Below are 22369 nucleotides of genomic sequence, written 5' to 3' on the forward strand. Positions count from 1 at the left end.
AGTACCAGATCTTCGGGCCTGGGTCCTCAGGCCCAGTAGCCCGAGGCGGCGTTGATCACCGCCAGCGCGGCGGCGCCGGCCGTGGAGCTGCGCAGCACGTCCCGGCCCAGCCGGACCGCGACGCCGCCCGCCCCCTCCAGCAGCGCGAGCTCGCCCGGCGCGATCCCGCCCTCGGGGCCGACCACGAGGTAGACGGTCCCGGCCCGGTCGGCCGCCCCGAGGGGCTGCGCGCGCAGGGCCTCCCCGAGCGGCAGCTCCGCGTCCTCGTGCAGTACCAGGATCCGGTCCCCGGCGTCGAAGGCCTCCGGCAGCTCGGCCGAGGAGTGCAGGTCGTAGACCTCGGGGACGGCCGCCCGGCGCGCCTGCTTGGCCGCCGCCGACGCCGTCCGCTCCCACTTGGCGTGCGCCTTCGCCGCGCGCTCGCCCTTCCACCGGACGATGCTCCGCTCGGCCTGCCACGGCACCACGCCGTCGACCCCGAGCTCGGTGGCCATCTCGACCGCCATGAGGTCCCGGTCCCCCTTGGCCAGCGCCTGCACCAGGACGACGCCGCTGCCCGCCTCGCGCACCGGCCGGCCGACGACGCTGACCTCCAGCCCGCCCTCGACGGCCGCCACGGCCGTGGCCGCGACCCGCAGGCCGCGCCCGTCGACCAGGTCCAGGCCCTCGCCCGCCGCGATCCGCTTGACGGTCGCGGCGTGGTGCCCCTCGGCCCCGCCCAGCAGGTACGAGTCGCCGGGGGCCAGACCCGCGAGCTCCTCGGGGTCGACGTAGAAGATCGGGTGGGTCATCGCGGCCTCGCCCCTAGTCCTGGAACCGGTCCCGGAGGCGGGAGAAGAAGCCCTGGCCCTGGTTGGCAACGGGCTCGCCGGTGCTGTGGTCCTCGCCGCGGGAGGTCGCGAACTGCTCCAGCATCTCCCGCTGCTCGTGGGTCAGGCGCGTGGGCGTCTCGACCGCGAAGCGCACGATCAGGCTGCCGCGGCCGTTGCCGCGCAGGCGGGTCACGCCCAGGTCCTTCAGGACGGTCGAGTCGCCCGTCTGGGTGCCGGCCTTGACCGAGACCTCGCGCGGGCCGTCGAAGGTGTCCAGCGTGATGGTGGTCCCCAGCGCGGCCGCGGCCATCGGGATGGTCACGGTGGCCTGGAGGTCGTCGCCCTCGCGGGTGAAGGTCTCGTGCTGGGTCACGCGCAGCTCGACGTAGAGGTCGCCGTTGGGGCCGCCGCCGGTCCCCGCCTCGCCCTGGCCGTTGAGGCGGATCCGGGTCCCGGTCGCGACGCCGGCCGGGATGCGTAGCGTCAGCGGCTTGCGCTGGCGCACGCGCCCCTCGCCGTAGCACTCCTGGCAGGGGTTCTTGATGACCGTGCCGAAGCCGCGGCAGTTGGGGCACTCGGCGGTCGTGACGACGTTGCCGAGGATCGACTGCACCTGGCGCTGGACGTGGCCCTGGCCGTGGCACACGCCACAGGTCTCGGGCTTGGTGCCCTCCTGGGTGCCCTCGCCGTGGCAGAGCTGGCAGGACACGGCCGTGTCGACGGTGACCTCTTTCTCGGTGCCGAAGACGGCGTCGCGCAGGTCCACGCGGACGTTGATCAGGGCGTCCTGGCCCTGGCGGACGCGGCTGGCGGGCCCGCGGGAGGCGCCGGCGCCTTGGAAGAAGGTCTCGAAGATGTCGGAGAACCCGAAGCCCGAGCCGGGGAAGCCGCCGCCGAAGCCGGTGTTGCTGCCGTTCTCGTTGCCCGTCGTGTCGTAGACCCGGCGCTTCTCCGGGTCGGAGAGGACGTCGTGGGCGTGGGAGACGCGCTTGAACTCCTCGGCCGCGTCCGAGGACGGGTTGACGTCGGGGTGCAGCTTGCGGGCCTTCTTGCGGTAGGCCTTCTTGATCTCCTCCGGGCTGGCGTCCCGCGCCACCCCGAGCGTTTCGTAATGCGTGCTCACTGATTCTTCCTCACTCCGCGGCCGAGCGGCCGCGCGAATCTTCGATGTCTCTTCTGGTCCCCCGACGTCAACGGCGTCGGGCCGCGATCTATTCGCGCACGCTACTCGTGCAGGATCCGGGACAGGTACCGGGCGACGGCCCGGACCGCGGACATGGTCGTCGGATAGTCCATGCGCGTGGGCCCCACGACGCCGAGCTTGGAGGCCAGGCTGGGCCCGTAACCGGTGGCGACGACGGACGCGTCGGCCAGCGGCGACTCGGCGTTCTCCCGGCCGATCCGCACCGAGACGCCCCGGGAATCCTCCCCGATCTCCGACAGCAGGCGCAACATGACCACCTGCTCCTCGAGCGCGTCGAGGATGGGCGCGATGCTGCGGGTGAAGTCGCCCGTGGACTGCGCGAGGTAGGAGGTCCCGGCCATGAGCAGGCGCTCCTCGCGCTGCCCGGCGCCGAGGTCCGCGACCGCCGCCGCGAGCGTGAGCGCCGCCGGGCGCAGGGCCGGCTCGACGGCGTCGACCGCCCGGGCCGCGACGGCCGTCAGCTCGGTCAGCGGCTGCCCGCGGGCCTCGTCCAGGACTCCCGCCCTGACCGCCGCGAGGCCGATCTCGTCCGGCGCCCGCTCGACGTCGACCACCCGCTGCAGGACCCGCCCGCGGCTGGTGATCAGCACGACCAGCACCAGGCCGGGCGCCATCCCGACGAGATCCACGTGGCGCACGGTCTCGCCGGTGCTGACCGGGTACTGGACCACCGCGACCTGGTGGGTCAGCTGCGAGAGCAGGCGCACCGTCCGGGCCATCACCTGGTCCAGGTCCTCCGCGGAGTCGAGCAGGCCCGTGATGGCGCGGCGCTCGGCCGCGGAGAGGGGCTTGATCGAGGCGATCCGGTCCACGAACGCGCGGTAGCCCTTGTCGGTGGGGATGCGGCCGGCGCTGGCATGCGGGGCGGCGATCATCCCCTCCTCCTCGAGCGCGGCCATGTCGTTGCGCACGGTCGCGCTGGAGACCCCGAGGTTGTGCCGCTCCACCAGCGCCTTGGACCCCACGGGTTCGCGGGAGTGGACGTAGTCCTCCACGATGGCGCTGAGCACCTCGAGCCGACGCGGCTGGTTCACGGGTCTGGGACTCCTCCAGGATCGTGGCACGGGCGCGACGTCCGTGCCGGGGGCATGGCCTGTCCATTCTGGCACTCTCTGTGCCTGGCTGCTAATTCTACCCCCCTCGCCGGGGCGCGGGAACGGTCCCGGGCCCGTACGCTCTAGGCTGAGGGGCGGGCGGGCACGCCCGGCAGGACAGCAGGGCCGCGGCGGGCCCGGGACGGACCCCGCCGCCGCGAGGCCACGAGCGAGGAGGAGACGCATGGATCGATACGCGTGGGGGCCGCAGGACCTCTCGGCCGCGGCCGCGCCGACGCCGCGCGCCCGGGACCTGGAGGTCAGGGCCGGGATGGTGATCGAGGAGGTCCAGACCGGGTGGGTCGGCGCCGCCGTGTCGCTGGAGAGCATCGGCGGGCAGCGCGTAGTCGGGCTCGAGGACCGGCACGGGGCGGGGCGCGGCGTGCGGGCTGCCCGGCGCGAAGTTCCCGGGCGCCGGCTGGGTCGCGGCGATCATGGCGGCCCCGGCCAGCAGCTTCGGCGCGTCGTGGATCAGCCGGACCACCAGGTGGCCGCCGTTGGAGTAGCCGGCGGCGTACACGCGCCCGCGGTCGACGCCGTGGGTCCGCTCGAGGCGCCGGACGATCGCGGCGGCGAAGCCGACGTCGTCCACCCCCAGCCGGCGGCACTCGAAGTCGGCACCGCGCCGGGCGTCGTTGAAGTGGCGCCCGACGCCGTCCGGGTACGCCAGGACGGTGCCGGTGCGGGCCGCCAGCTCGTCGAAGGTCCCGGCGGTGAACTTCCGGAACACCCGCGAGGACTGCTGCGAGCCGTGGAAGAGCAGGAGCAGGGGAGGGTGCGGCCCCGTGCTCTCGGGGACCACGAGCGTGTAGGTGCGCTCGCGGCCCTGGAGCTCCAGGGTCTCGCGGGTCGCCGTCCAGGGGGTGGTCACGGGGACATCCTACTGATCTCGTCCCCCTCGGGCCCGGCGCGTCGCACGGCTGCGCGAGGGGGGTGCATGTGATGTGGTGGAAGGGTACGCAGCATCGCAGGTCTGACGAGAGAGGCGAGTCGCATGTCCGAGTTCCCCAGGGCCAACGTCTACGAGACGCCGATCAGGAGCGCCCACCGGCGCGCGACCTTCGGACTCGCCTGGAGGAACTTCTTCCGGCGCTACTTCGAGTTCAAGGGCTTCGCCTCGCGCAGCGAGTTCTGGTGGGTCCAGGGCCCGCTCGCCGGGCTGTCCCTGCTCCTCAACCTCCCGGAGGAGGGCGCCGGCGCGGGGCTCTTGGACAGTCCTTTCGTGGCGATCCCCGTGCTGCTGGTCAGCCTGTTCCTCCTGATCCCCACCCTCTCCCTGCACTGGCGACGCCTGCACGACGCCGGCCTGGCCGGGCCGTGGTGGTTCCTCAGTCTCATCCCGGGGCCCGGGACGATCGCCGTGCTGATCATGACGCTCCTGCCGCCCCGCCCGGAGCGGCAGAAGCGCGAGTGGGCCTGACCGCTTTCGGCCCGCGTCACAGCGCGATGTCGAGCACCTCGACACCGGGCAGCTCCCTCATGAGCCCGCCGGGCAGGGCCAGTTTGCTCCCCCGGATCCCGCTGCCCACCACGACCCATGGGCTCTGGCCGACGGCCTCGTCCACGTAGACGGGCCAGCCCCCGGGCAGCCCGAGCGGCCCGATCCCGCCGTGCTCCATCCGGGTGCTCGCGACCGCCTCCTCGTGGGGCATGAAGCTGAGCTTCCGGACGTCGAGGAGCTTCCGCACGCGCTTGTTCAGGTCCGCGCGGTCGGTCGAGAGGACGATGCACGCGGCCGTCCTGATCTCCTCTCCGCGTCGGCCTTTGACGACGACGCAGTTCGCGGAGCGCTCCAGGGGCCACGAGTACGCCGCGCAGAAGGCCTCGGTGTCCGCGAGCGAGGGGTCGATCCGCGCGACGTGGACCTCGTCCGCCAGCTCGGCGTTGCGCTCCAGCGCGGCGGCGACGGGCTCGCCCAGCAGCTCGCGGGCCTCGAGCGCGGGGCTCCAGTCCAGGGGGCCGTGGGGTTCCGGTGCGGGAGTCATGCTGGGTCCTCTCGGGGTGGCGGGTGGCGGGGCGACGTCGTGCCGCGGGTGGGGCCGTGCCGTGGGGCGAGGTCGTGCCGCGGCGACTCTCCGCTCCGTCGCGGCGTCGTCCCTCGGTGGGCTCAGCGTAGCGCGATGGGCCGGGAGGCCGGCTCCTCCCGGCGGGGCGTCGCGGCGTCGGGGCCGGTGCGGAACCACAGCGCGGCCCCCAGGCCGGGCAGGGCCGCGATGGCCAGGATCCACCGCGCCCGCAGACCGGGGGAGCAGTGCGGCGAGAGGACCGCGGCGACCAGCGCCGCGACCGTGATCAGCAGCAGGACGACGGCGCCCGCCAGCGCCAGCAGGGTCAGGGCCAGGTCCGGTCGCCGGCCCAGCAGCTCCAGGAGGGTCATCAACTTGCTGAACATCATGGGTCCAGTGTGGCGCGGCGGCGGGGCGGGCGCAGTGGAGGTGCCGCTACGGATCCTTACAGCCAGCTGTACCCCGCCGGTGGGGACGCCCCGCGCTCCGGGGGCGGTGTCGTGCTCCTTCCGGCGCGTCAGATCCGCGCGATCCAGTCCCGCAGGAGGCCCTCGAGCTGCCGCGCCTCCCCGGGGCTGAGCGCGTCCAGGAGGCGGCGCTCGTTGCGCATGTGCTCCTCGAAGGCCCGGTCGATCCTCTCCCGCCCGTCGGCGGTGAGCCCGACGACGCGGCCCCGCCCGTCCCCCTCCGCCGCGCGCCGCGAGACCAGGCCCATCCCCTCGAGGCGGTCGATCCGCTTGGACATCGCCCCGGTGGTGACCATGGTGAACCGGGCCAGCTCGCCCGGGGCGCGCTCGAAGGGCTCCCCGGCGCGCCGGAGGGCGGCCAGGACGTCGAACTCGCCCTCGCTCAGCCCGTGCCGGCGGTAGACCTCGCAGAGCTCCTCGGTGAGGCGCGCCGCGAGGCGGTGCAGCCGCCCGATCACCCCCTGCGGTGCGACGTTCAGGTCCGGCCGCTCGCGGGCCCACTCGGCCTGGATGCGGTCCACGTGGTCTTCGGGGGTGCTCATGCCTTCACTATATCTTCTGAGGAAGCTAAAGTGGCTTCCATGGAAGCTACATGGCGCTGGGTGCTCGTCACCGCGATCGCCCCGGTCTGCTGGGGCGCGACCTACTACGTGACCCGGGAGTTCCTGCCGCCCGGGTACCCGCTGTACGGCGGCGTCCTCCGGGCCCTGCCCGCCGGGCTCGTGCTGCTGGCGGTGGTCAGGGCGAGGCCGCGCGGCGCTTGGTGGTGGAGGTCCGCGGTCCTGGGGGCGCTCAACATGAGCGGCTTCTTCGTGCTCGTCTACGTCGCGGCGCAGCTGCTGCCCACCAGCGTCGCCTCGGTGGTGATGGCCACCGGCTCCGTGGTGCTGATGCTGATCGCGTGGGCCGTGCTGCGGGAGCGCCCGCGGCTGCTCTCCCTGGCCGGTGCCGTCGCGGGCATCGCGGGGGTCGCGTGCATGCTGCTCAGCGGCGGCGAGCGGGTCGAGGGGTGGGGCGTCCTCGCCTCCGTCGGCGCGATGCTCATGTCCTCGGTCGGCTACGTCCTGGCCAAGAAGTGGAACGACGACGCCCCCGTCCTGGCGACCACCGCGTGGCAGCTGCTCGCGGGCGGCCTGATCCTGCTCCCGTTCGCCGTCGCGTTCGAGGGGAACCCGCCCGAGCCGACCCCCGGCCGAATCCTCGGGTTCGCCTTCGTCAGCCTCATCGCCACGGCGATCTCCTTCGCGGCCTGGTTTGGCGGCCTGAAGCGCCTGCCGGCCGGCAGCGTCGGGCTGATCGGCCTGCTCAACCCCGTGACCGGGCTGGCGCTGGGGACGCTCATCGCCGGGGAGGCGCTCGCCGCGCAGCAGGTCGCGGGCGTGGGGCTCGTGTTCGCGGGCATCCTGATGGGCCAGGTGGCGCGCGGGGCACGGCGCCGCGGGGCGGGGGCTCCGGGCACGGCGGGCGGATCCCGACGCCGTGGCGCGAGGGTCCCGGGACCGGTGCCTCGAGAAGATGCTGGGAACCCCGAGATGGTTGACGTTTCACGTGAAACGTCGGCGCGCGTGAGGTAGCGTGAAGAGGTTCGCGGCCGAGGGTGCCGCAGGGAGAGGGGCGTTCTCATGACGCTGCAGGTCGTCCTGCCGCTGCTCGCGGCCTGGATCGTGGCCATCGTCTCCCCGGGTCCCGACCTGCTGATGATCCTCCAGCAGGCGGCGCCGCGGGGCGGTGGCGAGGCTCGGGTGACGCGGGGCGCTGGCGCTCCCGGGCCGCAGGGTGACGACGTCGGCCGAGGCGGCGCGCGGGCGGTGCGGGCCGGTGAGGCGCGGGGCGGCGAGGGGCCGGACGCCCCGGCGTCGGGACCCAGTCCGCGGGTGCTCGGGCTGGCCGCCGCTCAGGGCGTCATGACGGGCAACCTGCTGTGGATGACGGCCGCGGCCCTCGGCCTGGGCGCCGTGGTGGCGCTGGCGCCCGCCGTCCTGCCCGCCCTGAAGATCCTCGGCGGGGCCTTCCTGCTCTGGATGGGGGTCTCCGGCCTCTGGAGCCTGCGGGGCTCGATCGGCCACGGCGGCCCGCGCGTCACCGGGCACCGCTCGACGCTCGGCCGCTCCTACCTGCGCGGGCTGGCGACCAACCTCGCCAATCCCAAGGCGCTGATCTTCTTCACCGCGCTCTTCGCGCCGTTCTTCAGCCGGGGCTATCCGGTCTGGCAGACCGTGGTCCTGCTCGCGGTGATCCTCGTCGTGGGGGTCCTCTGGTTCTCGACGTTCGCCTGGCTGGCCTCCAGTGGCCCGGTGATCCGGGCGGTGAGGCGGTACTGGGTCGTCGTCGAGGGCGTGACCTCCGGGCTGTTCGCGCTGATCGGGATCGCGTTCGTGGTCAACGGGGTCTTGAGCCTCTGACGTTCGGGGCGCCCGCGGGCGGTCCGGGCGCGGCGTCGTCGCCCCGGCCGGCGTCCGCGCGGCCGCGCCCCGCCCGCTCCCGGTCCCGCCAAGCCCACTCCCGCCCGGCCCGCTCGCGATTCCGGCCCACCCGTTCCCAATCCCGGCCCGTCCGTCCCCGGCCTCGGCCCGCCCGCTCGCGGATCCGCCCCAGTGCCGTCCGCGCCCCCACGGCCGGGCCGCCCGGGGCGGTGAACTCCGCCCGGTCCCCGTTGCGCGTCACCGTCACGGTGCAGACCGTGGGCAGCCCCGCGATGCGGAGGTACTCGAGGTCCACCAGGCACAGCGCCTGGGTCGCGTGGACCGACTGCCCCTCCTCCACGAGCGGGAGGAACCCCAGGCCCCGCAGCACGTGGGCGTCGACGCCGACGTGCACCAGGATCTGGGTCCCGTCCCCCGCCTCGAGGTAGAAGGCGTGGTGGCTTCCCGGGCAGGTCCGCACCGTACCCGCGATCGGCGCGGTGATCAGGCCGTCCCGGGGCTCGATCGCGATGCCGGGTCCCAGGAGCCGTTCCGAGTACAGGAGGTCCGGGACCTCGGAGAGGTCCACGAGCGGCCCGGACACCGGGGAGATCAGCTCCGTGACGGCGAGGGGGGCGGCGGCGGGTGGCTCGAACATCGACGTTTCCTTTCGATTGCCTTCGTAAGCATGCTATTCCGACATGAAACGAAGAACAAGACAAGCTTTCGAAAGACGTACCGAAAGAGCCCGGACGGCGTCGGCGTTGGATATCCTGGATACCGATGAGCAACCACCAGGACTTCGCCGAGCAGCGCCGCCACAAGATCGCCGAACTCGTCCGCCGCGAGGGCAGCGTCCGGCTGGCGGACCTCGCCGAGCCCTTCGGCGTCAGCGAGCCGACCCTGCGCAAGGACCTCTCCGCCCTGGAGCGCGACGGCGTGCTGCGGCGCACGCACGGCGGGGCGATCGCCGTCGAGTCCCGGCCCGTCTCGACCCTGGCCGCGCGCAAGGCTCACAACATCGAGGCCAAGCGGGCCATCGCGCGGATCTGCGCCGACCTGGTCGAGGAGGGGCAGTCGGTCTACCTCGACTCCGGGACGACCATCGAGGTCATGGCCGGCCTGCTGCGTCGGTCGACGCTCAACGTCCTGACCAACTCGCCCGGCGTCGCGATGGCCGTGGCCGAGAAGCCGGGGGTGCGGCACACGCTGCTCGGCGGCGAGTACAACCCCGTCGGGGGGTCGGTGACCGGCGCGCTCACGGTCGAGACGCTCGAACGCTTCCACGTCGACACGGCCTTCATCGGCGTCAGCGGCATCTCCCCCCAGGGCATCTTCACGGTCGACGTGGCCGAGAGCCACGTCAAGCGGGCCGCCATCGGCTCCGCGCGGCGCGTCGTCGTGCCGCTGGACACCTCCAAGGTCGGGTACCGGGACTACTACCAGCTCACGGACCTGGCGCACGTGGACGACGTCGTCTCGGAGCGGCGCGACGCCGACCTCGCGCGCTGGTGCGAGGAGCACGGGGTGCGCCTGCATACGCCCTAGAATGCGGGGCGCCCCGAGGCCGGGACGCCCCGCGGGCGAGACGTCTCGCGGGTGGACCCAACCCGGGCGGGGCACTCCCTCGTGGCCGAGGAACCCGCCCGGCGGCCCGGCGGCTTCGACATCATCGCGCGCACCGACGTGCGCCACCAACTTCCCGGCGCGAACGGTCGCGTCAGACTCAGGAGAGCTTCATGCCGATCGACCCCCTTCCGGCCACCGCGGCTCCCGGCGACGCCGCCGCCTTCCGGGCGGCCGACCGTCGAGACGGGACGGGCCCGACGGACGCGCCGGACGCCTTCCAGCGGCGCCTCGACGAGCTCGTGGAGATCGGCTTCCCCGCCGCCCTCGGCACGCGCACCACGACGCCGGGGGATCACGAGTCGCGGGCGTCCGGGGTCGCCGACCTCGCGACCGGCCGCCCGGCCCGGCCCGACGAGACGGTCCGCATCGCGAGCAACACGAAGATGTTCACGGCCGTCGTCGTCCTGCAGCTCGTCGACGAGGGCCGCGTGCGCCTCGACGAGCCGGTCGAAGAGCACCTGCCCGGCCTGCTACGCGGCGAGGGGATCGACGGCGCGCGGATCACCGTCCGGAACCTGCTGCAGCAGACCTCCGGGCTGCCCGACTACGTGGGAGACCTCCTCGCCGAGAGCTCCGGGTTCTGGCGGGACATCCCGCCGCGGGACCTCCTGGACCTCGCGCTGGGACACCCCGCCGCGTTCGCCCCGGGGGAGCGGTGGGGGTACAGCAACACCAACTACGTGGTGCTGGGCCTGCTAGTCGAGCGGGTGACGGGCGGGCGCCTCGAGGACGAGGTGACCCGTCGCGTCGTCGAGCGACTGGGCCTCGAGCGCACCCGCATGCCGCGCGGCGGGGAGCGCGGCATTCCCGAGCCGCGCCCCTCGGGCTACCACGTGGGTGCGGACGGGGGCCTGGAGGACTGGACGGGGGCGGATCCGTCCTCGTCCTGGGCGGCCGGGTCCGTCCTCTCGACCCCCGCCGAGCTGAACCTCTTCATGCAGGCCCTGCTGCGGGGAGAGCTCACCAGCGCGGCGTCGTTGGAGGAGATGATGACGACGGTGCCCGCCGACGAGACCTTCTGGCCGGGGGTCCGCTACGGGCTGGGCCTGCAGGAGTACCCGCTCAGCGACGGGGGCGTGGCCTGGGGGCACGGCGGCGACTTCCCCGGATACCAGAGCCGCAACGCGGTGCGCGAGGACGGCCGTGCGGTCACGATCGTCGTCACGGCGCTCCCGCCGGCCGTCATCGACCCCACCGACGTGGAGGCGCTGATGGGAGGGTACCGGGCCGTGACCGCGGCGCTCGACGAGGCCCTCTGCGCGGGGCCTGCCGCGCCTCTCGCGGGGTGAGGTCGCGGGGGCCTATCCCTGCAGAAGCCGCTCGAAGGGCGTCACCCGCAGGGGAGGCAGGCCCTCCGGCCGACTAGGGCGACGCGGTGGCTTCGGGGCGGCGTCATGGTCCGGGGCGTTGCCGTGTGACGACTCGTCGTGTCGGCTTCGTGACGAGTCGTCATGTTCGCGCCAGGGCGATTCGTCGTGCCTGCCCCGTGACGACTCGTCCACGGCTAAGGCCGACCCGCGTGCGGTGACGCCGGCGGGCGACGTCGTGGGCGAGCCGACCGCCCGCCAGAGGACCCGGGCCGCGAGCTCGCCGGCCGCCCGGTCGATGCGCCGCTGCAGCGAGTCGTCGCCGTCGGGGTCTGCGCCGCCGAAGTCGTCCGTCGCGGCGAAGACGCCGGTGGGGACGGCGTCGGCCTTGAGGTAGGCGAAGAGCGGGCGCAACGCCGTGTCGATCATCAGCGAGTGGCGGGCCGTGCCGCCGGTCGCGGCCAAGAGCGCGGGGACGCCGTCGAACTCCCCGTCCGGCACCAGGTCCCAGAAGGACTTGAACAGGCCGGAGTAGCCCGCCTTGAAGGTGGGCGTCACCGCGACGATCGCGTCCGCCTCCCGGAGGGCGTCCAGCGACCGGGCCAGCTCCCCGGACGGGAAGCCCATCGTGAGGTGGTCGGCGATGCCGTGGGCGAGGCCGCGCAGGTCGATCCGGACCACGCGGGGCTCGGCGCCCGCCGCGCGGAGGGCCGCCCGCGCCGCCTCGACCAGCCGGTCCGCGAGCAGGGCGGTCGAGGACGGCTGGGAGAGGCCGGCGGTGACGACGGCGATCGTGGGCGCGGCGGTCATGCGTCCGCCCCGGTCCGCGCGGCCGTGCGCTCCCGGCCGGCCGGCGAGTCGTCGCGGCCGCCGGGCACCGGGTCGGCGCCCGCGCGGCGCCGCTCGACGAGCGAGGCGTGCGTGGGAGCCTCGGGCACGTGGGCCGGGCGGGCGGCGTCGTACTCCCTGCGCAGCACGGGCAGCACCTCCTCGCCGAACAGGTCCAGCTGCTCCAGCACGGTCTTCAGCGGCAGGCCCGCGTGGTCCACCAGGAACAGCTGGCGCTGGTAATCGCCGGCGTACTCGCGGAAGGACAGCGTCTTCTCGATGACCTCCTGCGGCGACCCGACCGTCAGCGGCGTCTGGTCCATGAAGTCCTCCATGGTGGGGCCGTGGCCGTAGACCGGGGCGTTGTCGAAGTACGGGTGGAACTCCCGGCGGGCCTCCTGCGCGTTCCGGCGCATGAAGAACTGGCCGCCCAGGCCCACGATCGCCTGGTCGGCGGCGCCGTGGCCGTAGTGCTCGTAGCGCTCGCGGTACAGGTCGATCATCTGGCCCGTGAACTCCTTGTTCCAGAAGATGTTGTTGTGGAAGAAGCCGTCGCCGTAGTACGCGGCCTGCTCGGCGATCTCCGGGGTGCGGATGGAGCCGTGCCAGACGAAGGGCGCGACGTCGTCCAGCGGCTGCGGGGACAGCGTGAAGGACTGCAGCGGCGTGCGGAACCGCCCGCTCCAGTTCACGACCTCCTCGTGCCAGAGCCGGTGCAGCAGGTGGTAGTTCTCGATCGCCAGCGGGACGCCCTGGCGGATGTCCTTGCCGAACCAGGGGTAGACCGGGCCGGTGTTGCCGCGGCCGAGCATGAGGTCCACGCGCCCGTCCGCCAGGTGCTGGAGCATCCCGTAGTCCTCGGCGATGCGCACCGGGTCGGTGGTGGTGATCAGCGTGGTCGCGGTCGAGAGCAGGAGGTTCTCGGTCTGCGCGGCGATGTAGGCGAGCGTGGTGGTGGGCGAGGACGTCGCGAACGGCGGGTTGTGGTGCTGGCCGATCGCGAAGACGTCCAGCCCGATCTCCTCGGCCTTCCGCGCGATGGCCACCGAGGCCTTGATGCGCTCGTGCTCGGTGGGGGTGGTGCCGTCGGTCGGGTCCTGGGTCACGTCGCCGACGCTGAAGATGCCGATCTGCATGGGGTCCTCCTCGATTCATTCAAAACTGAACTATCTAGGGAACGACGGCTTGGAGCGGCTTATTCCCGGTGATTTTTTGTTGCTTTGTAAAGTTGTGACTCAGGAGTCGTACAGCGCGCGGAAGTTCCGCAGGACCCGGGAGGGCTGGTCCACGACGGCGGCCCGGGCGGCGTCGAACGTCTCCTCGGCGCGCTCGGGGTCGAAGTAGCCCTGGTCCGAGTAGATCCGCAGGCGATAGAGGAGGCTGTCCAGGTCGAGCTCGGGGTGGAACTGGGTCGCGTACATGTTCCGCCCGACCCGGAACATCTGCACCGGGCACGCGGCGCCGCTGGCCAGCACGACGGCGTGGTCCGGCAGCCGGTGGATCGCCTCCTTGTGGCCCACGAAGGCCTGGAAGGAGCGCGGCATCCCGCGGAGCAGGGGGTCCCGCGCGCCGTCGTCGGTCAGGGTGATCTCCACGGGGCCGGCCTGCTCGGCGTAGACGTCGTCGACGACGGCGCCCTGGTGCAGCCCCAGCGTCCCGACCCCGTAGCACGCGCCGAGGAAGGGGTGGTCGCGGACCGTGACCTCGTCGAGCATGCGCCGCAGCTCCTCCTCGACGCGGAGCTGCAGCGGCGTCTTGGAATCCTCCGGGTCCGTGGAGTTGAACGGGCTGCCGCCGAGGATCACGCCCGCGTGCCGGTCGAGGACGGCGGACCAGTCGAGGGGGCGGCGCTCGAGCGCGGCGTCGCAGCGGGCGTCGTCGCCGTCGAGCCTAGCGGCGCCGGCACCGGCGCCGGCGCTGGCACCGGCGGCGCAGCGGGCCGTGCCGGCGTCGCGGTGGCCGTCCAGCAGCCGGTCCAGGCGCAGCGAGACCAGCTGATCCGCGGCGAATCCCCCCAGGCGGGCGGTGGAGGACAGCTCGTCGGCCACGACGTCGTCGTGGGAACGGGTCTGGATCAGCAGGAACGGCCGCATAGGGCTCAGCGTAGTCCCCGCGGGGGTCCGCGATGCGCGCGGCCGGCCTTCCGGGCGGCGATCCGCGCGCGGGCGATCCTCGGGCGGGTGATCCTCCGGCGGGCGACTCTCGAACCGGCGATCCGCGCGTGGGCGATCCCTCGGCCGGATGGTCCGCACGCCGCCGGTCCCGTCAGCCCTTCAGCCTCATGACCAGCGGGTTGCCCGAGATGGCCAGGTAGGCCCGCGAGGCCGCCGGGGAGACCAGCGGGTGGAGGAGGAACCCCCCCACGGCCCGGTCGGGCCGGCGGGCGGAGGCCAGCAGCGCCCGCGCCACCGCGGCGTGGCCCCAGGACTCGCGCTCCGGGTCGCCGAGGCCCTCGGGGAGGTGCGCGCCGTCGTCGGGCGTGGGTGCGGGGCCCTCCACGTAGAGGGCCTCCCGGGGGAAGCGGGCGCGCGAGCCCTCGTCCAGCTGCCATTCGATGCGGGAGTAGGGCACGACGTCGAGCCCCGCCGTCCCGTCCCGCCGCACCGACCGCCGGGCCATGATCCGCGCCAGCCGCGTGCAGGGGCCGCAGGCGTCCTCGTAGACGAAAGCTCTCATGGTCCGAGCCTAGCGGCGCGGGGTGCCGGCGTCACCGGCGTCGTCCTCCTCGGAGCGGACCACGGGGAGCGCGCCGGTCCTGATGCCCAGGACGGACTCCTCCCCGTCCTCGGGCTCGATGACCGGCAGCACGCCGGTCCCCAGCTCGACCACCGGCGGCTCCTGCCCGGCGGCCCCGGCGTCCCGGGGCTTCCGTGGGCGGGAGCTGGACGCCGTGATGCCCACGCTCGCGACGATGACCAGCGCGATCGCGACCCATCGCAGGAGCCCGGTGGTCTGGGAGAGCAGGAGCCAGCCCGCGAGGGCCGCGATGGCCGGCTCGAGGCTGAGCAGGATGCTGAAGACGTTGCGCGGCAGCTTCCGCAGGGCCGCGAGCTCGAGGGTGTAGGGGATGACCGACGCCAGCAGGCCGGTGACGGCCGCGAGCAGCAGGATCCGCCAGTCGGCGAAGGCCTGGACGGCGCTGGAGGCCCCGATGGGCAGCACCATCACGGTGGCCACGCCCATGGCCGCCGCCAACCCGCCCGTGCCGGGGACCGCCTGCCCCACGTGCGCGCTCGAGAGCACGTAGCCGGCCCAGAAGGCGCCCGCGATCAGGGCGAACAGGACCCCGAGGGGGTCCAGGGAGTCGGCGGTCAGGAAGCTCTCCAGCCCCAGGATGCACATGCCGGCCAGCGCAACGCCGACCATCGCGTAGTCGACGGCGCGCCGCGAGAGCACCGCGGCCAGCACGAGGGGCCCGAGGAACTCGACCGCGACCGCCGCGCCCAGCGGGATCCGGTCGATCGAGGCGTAGAAGAAGCCGTTCATGCCCGCCAGCGCCGCGCCGAACAGGATGACGGCGCGCCACTGCGGCCACGACCACCCGAGCATGCGGGGGCGCACCGCGATCAGCAGGATCGCCGCGCCCATGAGCATGCGTAGGGAGGTCACCCCCCACGCGCCGAGGAGGGGGAACAGGTGGGTGGCGATCGCGGCGCCGAACTGCAGGGAGAAGCAGGAGCCGACGACGAGCGCGACGCCGCCGCCGAGGCGGGGCGAGGCATCGGTGCGGGTGGTCATGCGGCGGCTCCCGGGCAGGCGGGGGTGCGAGAGGTGATGGGCATGCCTTCAGCATGGGCCGGGGGACAATGAATAGTCCAGCGAATGCTTCTAACGCACAATGGTGAGCAGAACTTAACGACGGGAGCCGGGATGCTGAACATCCACCGCCTGCGGATGCTGCGCGAGCTGCACCGCCTCGGCACGCTGGCCGAGGTGGCCAGGACGCTGTCCTACACGCCGTCGGCGGTCTCGCAGCAGCTGGGGCTGCTCGAGCGGGAGACCGGGACCACGCTGCTCCAGCACGTGGGGCGCGGGGTGCGGCTGACCGACGAGGCGGTGAACCTGGTCGGGCACACCGAGGCCCTCCTGGCGCGGCTCGAGCTGGCCGAGGCCGAGCTCGCGACGTCGCAGGAGCGGGTCGCCGGGACCCTGCGCATGGCCTCCTTCCAGAGCGCGCTGCTGACCATCGCGCCCACGGCCCTGAGCCTGCTGCGGGAGCGACACCCCGAGCTGGAGGTGCAGATCGCCGAGCGGGAGGTGGGGCCGGCGTACGAGGGCCTGCTCTCCCACGAGTTCGACGTCATCCTCGGCGAGGAGTACCCCGGCCTGCCGGACCCGGTCCACCCCGGGGTGGATCGGGTGGACCTGCTGACCGACCCCCTGCACCTGGTGCTGCCCCTGGACGGGCCCCTGGCCGAGCGGCCCCGGCACCTCTCCGACCTGGCCGGCGCGCCCTGGGCGGTGGATCCGCCCGAGGCCGCGAGCGGGCGGTGGGCGCGGGCGACGTGCCGCGGCGTCGGCTTCGAGCCCCGCGCGCACTTCGACACCCTCAACCCGCTGCTGCAGGCGCAGCTGGTGCGGACGGGGCACGCCGTGGCGTTCATCCCGGCGCTGATCGCGGTCCAGCACCTCGAGGGCACGCGGCTGGTGGGGCTGCCCGGAGACCCGCGGCGCACGCTGTACACCGCGGTGCGCAGCGGCCGGGCCCAGCATCCGGCGGTCCTGGCCTGCCGCGCGGCCTTCGCCGAGTCCGCCGCGCGGGAGCGGGCGCCGCGGCCGGCCTGGGCGCTCGAGGGGCGCGCGGCGGGCGGTGACGGTGGCTGGACCCGGGCGGTGGGCTCCGGGCCGGTGCTGGTGCCGGGGTCGGATGCGGTCGCGTCGGCGTGGCTCGGGTGGCGACGGCGTGGGTGCGGTTGGCGGCGACGCGGGCCCTGGTGGCGGCGGCGCCGGTCCAGGCGCGCCGAGCGGCATGACGTCCGTAGCTCGCGGGGAAACACCATGGGGTGTCGCCAACTAGCGCTTTTCGGAGCTTTGCTTCCGTGGACCTCCGCCATCCCGTCGGGGACGTCTGCCACCCCGTCGGGGACCGCCGATGACCGGAGGCGCTCACGGAACCCGGGCGCTGGTCTCCGGAACGATACCTCCGAAAAAGCCGAGCTCAGAGCAGCACATGTATCCGCCCGACGCGATCTCTGCTCGACATCCTCGGCCTCCTCGCCGCGGACTCCGCGCCATGCCGGCCGGCACAGCGTCGCGCTCACCGCCTCAGTGTCGCGCCGGCCGCTTCAGCGTCGTGCTCTCACCGCGCGCGTGCGCCTCGGCGCTCGGTGTCCCAGCACCCGCCGCCTCAGCGCTCGACGCCCCGGCGCCCACCGCCTCAGCGCTCGACGTCGCTGCCCACGGCGTCGCGCGCCGCCGCGCCCGCCGCGGACCGCTCGGCCCGCCGGCCCGCGACCTCCTTGCGGATCACCCACACGATCCCGGCGGCCCAGGCGAGCGCCACGATCAGGAGGATCGCAGGGCCGACGCCGGCCGGGACCACCTCGCCCGCGGCGTCGGTGCGCAGCAGGGTCCGGGTGTTGGTCAGGATGATCAGCCCGCCGGCGCCCACGGCGAGGATCCGCGGGGCGAGCCAGCGCACCAGGTAGGCGGCGATCGGTGCCGCGATGACCCCGCCCACCAGCAGGGCGAGCACGAACGGCAGGTTGATGCCCTGGTGGCCGAGCGCCAGCAGGAAGCCCACCGAGGCGCCCACGCTCACCACGAACTCCGAGGCGTCGATCGAACCGATGACCTTGCGCGGGTGGATCTTCCCCGAGGCCAGCAGGGTCGGCGTCCCGACCGGGCCCCAGCCGCCCCCGCCGATCGCGTCCATGAACCCGGCGACGCCGGCCAGGGGGACCAGCAGGAAGCCCGGCACCTTGCCCGTGAAGCTCGGCCGCCGGTCCGGCAGCCGCAGGAAGCGCCAGACGACGTAGACCCCCAGGCCCAGCAGGATGACCGACATGATCGGGGCGGCGGCGTCGCCCGAGGCCGTCAGCACGTTGGCGCCGAAGAACGCGGCGACGCCGCCGGGCACGGCCATGAACCCGACGATCCGCCAGTCGATGTTCCCGAACTTCCAGTGCGAGGCGCCGGAGGCCAGCGTCGTGCCGATCTCGGCCAGGTGCACGGTCGCGGAGACGGCGGCCGGGGCGAGGCCCACGGTCAGCAGCAGGGTCGAGGAGGTGACGCCGTAGGCCATGCCCAGCGACCCGTCCACGAGCTGCGCGGCCAGCCCGATCAGGGCCAGGATGATGAGTTTGCGCATGAGGGGGCTCCGCTTCCGAGGGTGATCAGTGGGATCACTCTAGGAAGCCGGGGCGCCCGGTCCCAACGATGAGTCACACGACGTCGCGGGATGAATCCACGTTGCGCAACGCGACGTCAGATGGCCGGGTGATCCGGCGTCGTCGGCCCCTAGCTCCGCGCCGAGCGCAGGGTGCGCAGCGCGATCACGGTCGCCGCGAGCATCAGCACCACGCCGATCCCCGAGGTGATCGCGACGCCGGAGTCGAAGGCGTGCCGCGCCGAGTCCATGAGCGGTCCCGCCAGCTCGGCGGGCAGGCCGCCGGAGACCTGGGCCGCGCCGCCGAGGGTCTCGCGCGCGGACTCGGCCGCGTCGCCCGGCACGCCGGCCGGGATCTCCACGTGGGCCCGGTAGGCGGCGTTCAGGATCGAGCCGAGCACGGCCGTGCCGAGCACCGCGCCCGTCTCGTACGCGGTCTCCGAGATCGCCGAGGCGGCGCCCGCCTTGTGGGCGGGGACGGCGCTCAGGATCAGGTCGTTGGAGATCGTCTCCGCGGCGCCGATGCCGGCGCCCAGCACCATGAACGCGATGATCAGGCCCAGGTCCGAGCCCAGCGGCCCCGCGAACCCGATCACGGCGAACCCGGCGACGTTGAGCAGCAGCCCGCTCGCGACGACGTACGCGGGCCGGACCCGCCGCACGATCGGCACCACCGCGAGCCCCGCCATGATCGTCAGCGCCAGCCCCGGCACCAGGAAGAACCCGGCCTCCATGGGGGAGCGCCCGCTGACCAGCTGCAGGTGCTGGGACACGAAGTACAGGAAGCCCACCAGCGAGAACACGCTGAGCAGGTTGGCCGAGACCGCCCCGGAGAACACGGGGTTGGCGAACAGCCGCACGTCCAGCATCGGCTCCCTGCCGCGCAGCTGGCGCCGCACGAACGCGATGCCGGCCGCGAGGCTGACCAGCACCGCCAGGATCGACTCGAGTCCGACGCCGTGGGTCGAGAAGGTCTTGATCCCGTAGACCAGCGGCGTCATGGTCAGCATGACCAGCAGGATGCTCAGGGGGTCGATGGGGCCCGGCCGGGGGTCGCGGGACTCGGGCACCAGGAGCGGGCCCAGCACCAGCAGCGGCACCATGACGGGCACGGCCAGCAGGAACACGGAGCCCCAGAAGAAGTGCTCGAGGAGGAACCCGCCCACGATCGGCCCGAGGGCCGCGCCCCCGGAGAAGCCCGCGGCCCAGATCGCGATCGCGGTCCGGCGCTCGGTGGGGTCCGTGAAGATGTTGCGGATCAGCGAGAGGGTCGAGGGCATCAGCATCGCGCCGAACAGGCCCATGCCCGCGCGCGCGGCGATCAGCCACGCGGCGTCGGGCGCGAAGGCCGCGGCGGCCGAGACGACGGTGAAGCCCGTCCCGCCGACCAGCAGGAGCCGACGCCGCCCGATCCGGTCCCCGAGGCTGCCCATCGGCACCAGCAGGCCCGCGAGGACGAGCGGATACACGTCCACGATCCACAGCAGCTGGTTGCCGGAGGGGCGCAGCGCCTCGGAGATCGGCGGCAGCGCGAAGGACAGCACCGTGTTGTCCACGGCGACCAGCAGGACGGGCAGCATGAGCACGACGAGGGCGGCCCAGCGTCGGGTGTGTCCGACGCCGCGGCGGGTGCGTGCGGTGGCGGTGAGCAAGATTTCTCCCCAGGACGGAACGGAAAGCGGGCCGGGATGTGGCCCGCTGACTACTGTACCGTCTGGACGGTTGGGCGCAAGGGGGATATGGTCGGGATCATGAGTGCCCGCAGCAAGATCCTTGACGCGTACGAGTCGATCCTCATCGAGGAGGGCGAGCGCGCCGCGACCCTGGACGCCGTGGCCGCTCGGGCCGAGGTGTCCAAGGGCGGCCTGCTCTACCACTTCCGGGACAAGAACGCCCTCGCCGAGGGCATCCTGGGGCGCCTGCAGGAGATGGCCGAGGAGGACGTGGCCGCGATGAGGGCGGCGCCCGACGGCTGCTCCGCCTACTACGTGCGCACCTCCGTCTACGAGGAGTCGGGGCTCGACCGCGCGCTCGTGGCCACGCTGCAGCTCGGGCAGGAGGCGCACCCCCGCGCCCGGCAGGTCATCGAGGAGATCCACGAGCGGTGGCTGGAGCTGATCGTCGAGGAGGTCGGGAACCGGGCGATCGCGCGGGCGATCCTGCTGATCGGGGACGGGCTGTACTACACGGCCGCGCTGACCTCGGGGTTGGGCCCGGCGGAGTCGGTCGAGGACCGGCGGGCGGAGATCGAGCAGCTGCTGGGCGTCGTCGAGCGGCTCAAGAGCGGGGTCTGACGGGGCGCTGCGGGTCGCGGCCGCGCTCCGATCCGGCTGGCGCGCGCTCTCCGCGCCCCGGGTCGCCGTCGCGCTCTCCGGGCCGCTGCGGGGATGCTGGGGGCCTCAGGCGGCCTTGGTGAGCTCGTCCTTCGCGTCGATGACCAGCGGCTTCTCGATGACCTGGAGGTTCAGGTCCCGCTGGGCGAACTCGTGGCCGACGATCTTCTCCAGGCCGGGGATGACCTCGCCGTCGACCTCGCGCAGGATGCGCGACGAGTCGCCGCCGGCCAGGACCACGAGGTCCACCGAGACGCTGAGCTCGCCGGGCGCGCCGGTGATGCTGAAGTCGGCCCGCGCGACCGAGGGGTAGACGCGGATCCCGCAGCTCGCCGCGTCGGCCAGGGTGCCCAGCATCGCGTCCCAGCTGACCGAGGGGGCGGTCTTCTCGGAGGTGATCGGGCGGTGCGGCTCGGCGGTGATGCTCACGGGTAGCCCCTTTCCGGGCTCGGGTCGTCTCGCCAGACGCTCGTCGGCGGGCGTCGGTGCTGGGCTCGTTTGTAGCCCTTCTAACTATTAGATAGACTAACGATTGTTGTCAACAAGGGCCGCGAGGCCGCGTCGCGAGGAAGATGGGAAGGCAATGGTCGAGCAGCGCCGAGACGATGGGCACTTCTGGTACTCCGACGGGGAGGAGAGCGCCACCGCCATCGAGGTCCTCAACCTGCTCCGGGCCTATCGGGAGACCGAGACCAGGATGCGCTCGCAGATCCGCGAGGACATGAGCATGGGTGAGAAGGACATCCTCGCCCTGCGCTACATCCTGGCGGCGCGCTCCGCCGGGGAGGTACTTCGGCAGAAGGACCTCGCCACGATGCTCTCGATCACGGGGGCCTCGGCCAGCGCCCTCGTGGACCGGTTGTGCCGGGACGGCTACGCCGAACGGATCGCCCACCCCAGGGACCGGAGGTCGGTGGCCGTCAACCCCACCGAGTTCGGCGAGAAAGAGGTGCGGGAGACCCTCCGGAACATGCACCAGAAGATGTTCGAGGTCGTCGAGCGGATGACCGGCCCCGAGCGGGCCACGGTCGCCCGCTTCCTGCGCCAGATGACGGAGAGCATCACGCAATCCTCCTGAGGCACCCGCGCCGGGGGTAGCCTGTGTGCATGAGATCACAGGCGCTGCCGGAGCCGGCCATGCCCCGGGGCGGATCCCCGAGGCGCGATCGGCGTGACGAGGCCCCGCGGTGGGACCGGGCCCTCGCGAAGCCGCGGCGGTCCCTGACCGCCGGATCGCTCGCCCTGATCGCCGCCTTGCTCCTCTCCGCCTGCGGGGAGCGGGGGCCGGACGACGCCGGCGCGGAGGGCGACCCCGCCGCCGCGGACCCGGCGCCCTCCGCCGCGGCCGGGGACGGGTCCGGCCTGACGGTCTCCGGGCAGTGGGTCGAGGCCGCGGAGTCCGGCGACAGCGAGGCCTTCGGCGTCGTCGTCAACGCCTCCGATCGCGAGATCACCCTCGTTGCGGCCACCTCGACCGCCGCGGAGTCCGTGGAATTACACGAATCTTCCAGAAGCGAGGCCGGCACGCCCTCCATGGCGGCCGTGGAGGGCGGGTTCACTCTCCGTCCCGGCGAGGAGCTCCTCCTGCAGCCGGGCGGGGATCACCTGATGCTCCGGGGCCTGACCTGCTCCCTGCGCGCGGGAGGGGAGGTCGACGTCGCCCTCCGCACCGAGGACGGCCTGGTCCTGAGCGTTCCCCTGCCGGTCCGGGACTACACGGAGGACGAGATCGACGACTCGTCACCGGGCGAGCCCGACGGCATCTCCGTCGAGTCGCTCGGCGAGCCGGCGCCCGCGGGGTCCGCCGAGGGGGCCGGGGCCGATGCCGCGGGCTCCGGGCCGGGGGGCGAGCCTTCCGGGGGCGCTGCGCTTGCCCCGTGTTCCGGGTAGCATTCCCGGCCGTCGCCGTACCGAGGGTCGATCGCGAAGTCAACTCAAAGGACCGGCGCGTCGGTGAAT

The 22369-nt window shown here is 73.4% G+C and carries 24 protein-coding genes and 1 pseudogene; 10 read left to right on the forward strand and 15 right to left on the reverse strand.

The features are described from left to right. Nucleotides 1–26 precede the first annotated feature (26 nt). The 3 genes from NBM05_RS00850 to hrcA all read right to left on the reverse strand — a co-directional run bounded on the left by NBM05_RS00850 (nucleotide 27) and on the right by hrcA (nucleotide 3050). Entirely contained in the window at nucleotides 27–791 is a 765-nt protein-coding gene (locus NBM05_RS00850; RefSeq protein WP_254164329.1) for a 16S rRNA (uracil(1498)-N(3))-methyltransferase, read from the reverse strand. A gap of 13 nt (nucleotides 792–804) precedes the next feature. After that, complete coding sequence (gene dnaJ / locus NBM05_RS00855; RefSeq protein WP_254164331.1) at nucleotides 805–1935, reverse strand: molecular chaperone DnaJ; 1131 nt, start codon at nucleotides 1933–1935, stop codon at nucleotides 805–807. A gap of 101 nt (nucleotides 1936–2036) precedes the next feature. Further along, nucleotides 2037–3050: a heat-inducible transcriptional repressor HrcA gene (gene hrcA, locus NBM05_RS00860; protein WP_254164333.1), complete on the reverse strand. Its 1014-nt coding sequence runs from the start codon at nucleotides 3048–3050 to the stop codon at nucleotides 2037–2039. A gap of 331 nt (nucleotides 3051–3381) precedes the next feature. Here hrcA and NBM05_RS15745 point away from each other — a divergent pair, with 331 nt between their 5' ends. Beyond that, nucleotides 3382–4053, forward strand: coding sequence for a DUF3097 family protein (locus NBM05_RS15745; protein ID WP_373689254.1), 672 nt, complete (start codon nucleotides 3382–3384; stop codon nucleotides 4051–4053). Between the two features lie 51 nt (nucleotides 4054–4104). Next, nucleotides 4105–4530 carry a DUF805 domain-containing protein gene (locus NBM05_RS00875; protein ID WP_254164335.1) on the forward strand — a complete coding sequence of 142 codons (426 nt, stop codon included), beginning with the start codon at nucleotides 4105–4107 and terminating at the stop codon, nucleotides 4528–4530. A 16-nt stretch (nucleotides 4531–4546) separates the two neighbouring features. Here the strand turns inward: NBM05_RS00875 and NBM05_RS00880 are convergent, their stop codons facing one another. The 3 genes from NBM05_RS00880 to NBM05_RS00890 form a co-directional block, all read right to left on the reverse strand. Beyond that, complete coding sequence (locus tag NBM05_RS00880) at nucleotides 4547–5095, reverse strand: YbaK/EbsC family protein (RefSeq protein WP_254164337.1); 549 nt, start codon at nucleotides 5093–5095, stop codon at nucleotides 4547–4549. A 122-nt stretch (nucleotides 5096–5217) separates the two neighbouring features. After that, on the reverse strand, nucleotides 5218–5505 hold the full coding sequence (locus NBM05_RS00885; RefSeq protein WP_254164339.1) for a hypothetical protein: 288 nt from the start codon (nucleotides 5503–5505) through the stop codon (nucleotides 5218–5220). Nucleotides 5506–5633: 128 nt separating this feature from the next. After that, the gene (locus NBM05_RS00890; RefSeq protein ID WP_254164341.1) at nucleotides 5634–6125 is read right to left on the reverse strand and encodes a MarR family winged helix-turn-helix transcriptional regulator; all 492 of its coding nucleotides are present in this window, start codon (nucleotides 6123–6125) and stop codon (nucleotides 5634–5636) included. A 39-nt stretch (nucleotides 6126–6164) separates the two neighbouring features. Between NBM05_RS00890 and NBM05_RS00895 the strand changes: the two genes are divergently transcribed. Continuing rightward, nucleotides 6165–7157, forward strand: a complete 993-nt coding sequence (locus tag NBM05_RS00895; RefSeq protein ID WP_254164343.1) for a DMT family transporter — start codon at nucleotides 6165–6167, stop codon at nucleotides 7155–7157. 48 nt (nucleotides 7158–7205) lie between these two features. Continuing rightward, entirely contained in the window at nucleotides 7206–7985 is a 780-nt protein-coding gene (locus NBM05_RS00900; RefSeq protein WP_254164345.1) for a LysE family translocator, read from the forward strand. On the opposite strand, the gene NBM05_RS00905 is transcribed toward NBM05_RS00900, so the two are convergent. Next, a complete protein-coding gene (locus NBM05_RS00905; RefSeq protein WP_254164346.1) occupies nucleotides 7963–8643 on the reverse strand; it encodes a PTS sugar transporter subunit IIA in 681 nt (226 codons plus the stop codon). The genes NBM05_RS00900 and NBM05_RS00905 overlap by 23 nt on opposite strands. Nucleotides 8644–8768: 125 nt before the next feature. On the opposite strand from NBM05_RS00905, the gene NBM05_RS00910 reads away from it, so the two are divergent. Both NBM05_RS00910 and NBM05_RS00915 read left to right on the forward strand, forming a co-directional pair. Beyond that, complete coding sequence (locus NBM05_RS00910) at nucleotides 8769–9533, forward strand: DeoR/GlpR family DNA-binding transcription regulator (protein WP_254164348.1); 765 nt, start codon at nucleotides 8769–8771, stop codon at nucleotides 9531–9533. Nucleotides 9534–9724: 191 nt separating this feature from the next. Next, nucleotides 9725–10903: a serine hydrolase domain-containing protein gene (locus NBM05_RS00915; RefSeq protein ID WP_254164350.1), complete on the forward strand. Its 1179-nt coding sequence runs from the start codon at nucleotides 9725–9727 to the stop codon at nucleotides 10901–10903. 12 nt (nucleotides 10904–10915) lie between these two features. Here the strand turns inward: NBM05_RS00915 and NBM05_RS00920 are convergent, their stop codons facing one another. From NBM05_RS00920 to NBM05_RS00940, 5 genes are all read right to left on the reverse strand, one after another. Continuing rightward, nucleotides 10916–11731 carry a CE1759 family FMN reductase gene (locus NBM05_RS00920; protein ID WP_254164352.1) on the reverse strand — a complete coding sequence of 272 codons (816 nt, stop codon included), beginning with the start codon at nucleotides 11729–11731 and terminating at the stop codon, nucleotides 10916–10918. After that, nucleotides 11728–12885, reverse strand: coding sequence for an LLM class flavin-dependent oxidoreductase (locus NBM05_RS00925; RefSeq protein WP_254164354.1), 1158 nt, complete (start codon nucleotides 12883–12885; stop codon nucleotides 11728–11730). The genes NBM05_RS00920 and NBM05_RS00925 overlap by 4 nt, the downstream gene beginning before the upstream one ends. A gap of 99 nt (nucleotides 12886–12984) precedes the next feature. Further along, complete coding sequence (locus NBM05_RS00930) at nucleotides 12985–13842, reverse strand: glutamine amidotransferase (RefSeq protein WP_254164356.1); 858 nt, start codon at nucleotides 13840–13842, stop codon at nucleotides 12985–12987. A gap of 172 nt (nucleotides 13843–14014) precedes the next feature. Continuing rightward, the gene (locus tag NBM05_RS00935) at nucleotides 14015–14425 is read right to left on the reverse strand and encodes a hypothetical protein (RefSeq protein WP_254164358.1); all 411 of its coding nucleotides are present in this window, start codon (nucleotides 14423–14425) and stop codon (nucleotides 14015–14017) included. A gap of 9 nt (nucleotides 14426–14434) precedes the next feature. Further along, a complete protein-coding gene (locus NBM05_RS00940; protein ID WP_254164360.1) occupies nucleotides 14435–15487 on the reverse strand; it encodes an EamA family transporter in 1053 nt (350 codons plus the stop codon). Nucleotides 15488–15643: 156 nt separating this feature from the next. On the opposite strand from NBM05_RS00940, the pseudogene NBM05_RS00945 reads away from it, so the two are divergent. Further along, a pseudogene (locus tag NBM05_RS00945) lies at nucleotides 15644–16441 on the forward strand (LysR substrate-binding domain-containing protein); the annotation flags it as partial. 685 nt (nucleotides 16442–17126) lie between these two features. Here the strand turns inward: NBM05_RS00945 and NBM05_RS00950 are convergent. Continuing rightward, nucleotides 17127–18059 carry a sulfite exporter TauE/SafE family protein gene (locus NBM05_RS00950; protein WP_254164362.1) on the reverse strand — a complete coding sequence of 311 codons (933 nt, stop codon included), beginning with the start codon at nucleotides 18057–18059 and terminating at the stop codon, nucleotides 17127–17129. A gap of 149 nt (nucleotides 18060–18208) precedes the next feature. After that, nucleotides 18209–19729, reverse strand: coding sequence for an MFS transporter (locus NBM05_RS00955; RefSeq protein ID WP_254164364.1), 1521 nt, complete (start codon nucleotides 19727–19729; stop codon nucleotides 18209–18211). A 99-nt stretch (nucleotides 19730–19828) separates the two neighbouring features. Between NBM05_RS00955 and NBM05_RS00960 the strand changes: the two genes are divergently transcribed. After that, nucleotides 19829–20371 (forward strand): TetR/AcrR family transcriptional regulator, encoded by a 543-nt coding sequence (locus NBM05_RS00960; RefSeq protein WP_254164366.1) that lies wholly within the window; start codon nucleotides 19829–19831, stop codon nucleotides 20369–20371. Nucleotides 20372–20476: 105 nt separating this feature from the next. Here the strand turns inward: NBM05_RS00960 and NBM05_RS00965 are convergent, their stop codons facing one another. Then, nucleotides 20477–20839, reverse strand: coding sequence for a hypothetical protein (locus NBM05_RS00965; protein WP_254164368.1), 363 nt, complete (start codon nucleotides 20837–20839; stop codon nucleotides 20477–20479). A gap of 154 nt (nucleotides 20840–20993) precedes the next feature. On the opposite strand from NBM05_RS00965, the gene NBM05_RS00970 reads away from it, so the two are divergent. Then, complete coding sequence (locus tag NBM05_RS00970; protein WP_254164370.1) at nucleotides 20994–21488, forward strand: MarR family winged helix-turn-helix transcriptional regulator; 495 nt, start codon at nucleotides 20994–20996, stop codon at nucleotides 21486–21488. A gap of 29 nt (nucleotides 21489–21517) precedes the next feature. After that, entirely contained in the window at nucleotides 21518–22300 is a 783-nt protein-coding gene (locus NBM05_RS00975) for a copper chaperone PCu(A)C (RefSeq protein WP_254164372.1), read from the forward strand. The last annotated feature ends 69 nt before the right edge of the window (nucleotides 22301–22369 follow it).

Origin of the sequence: Rothia santali, assembly GCF_024199905.1 — a bacterium.
Taxonomy (GTDB): Bacteria; Actinomycetota; Actinomycetes; order Actinomycetales; family Micrococcaceae; genus Rothia; species Rothia santali.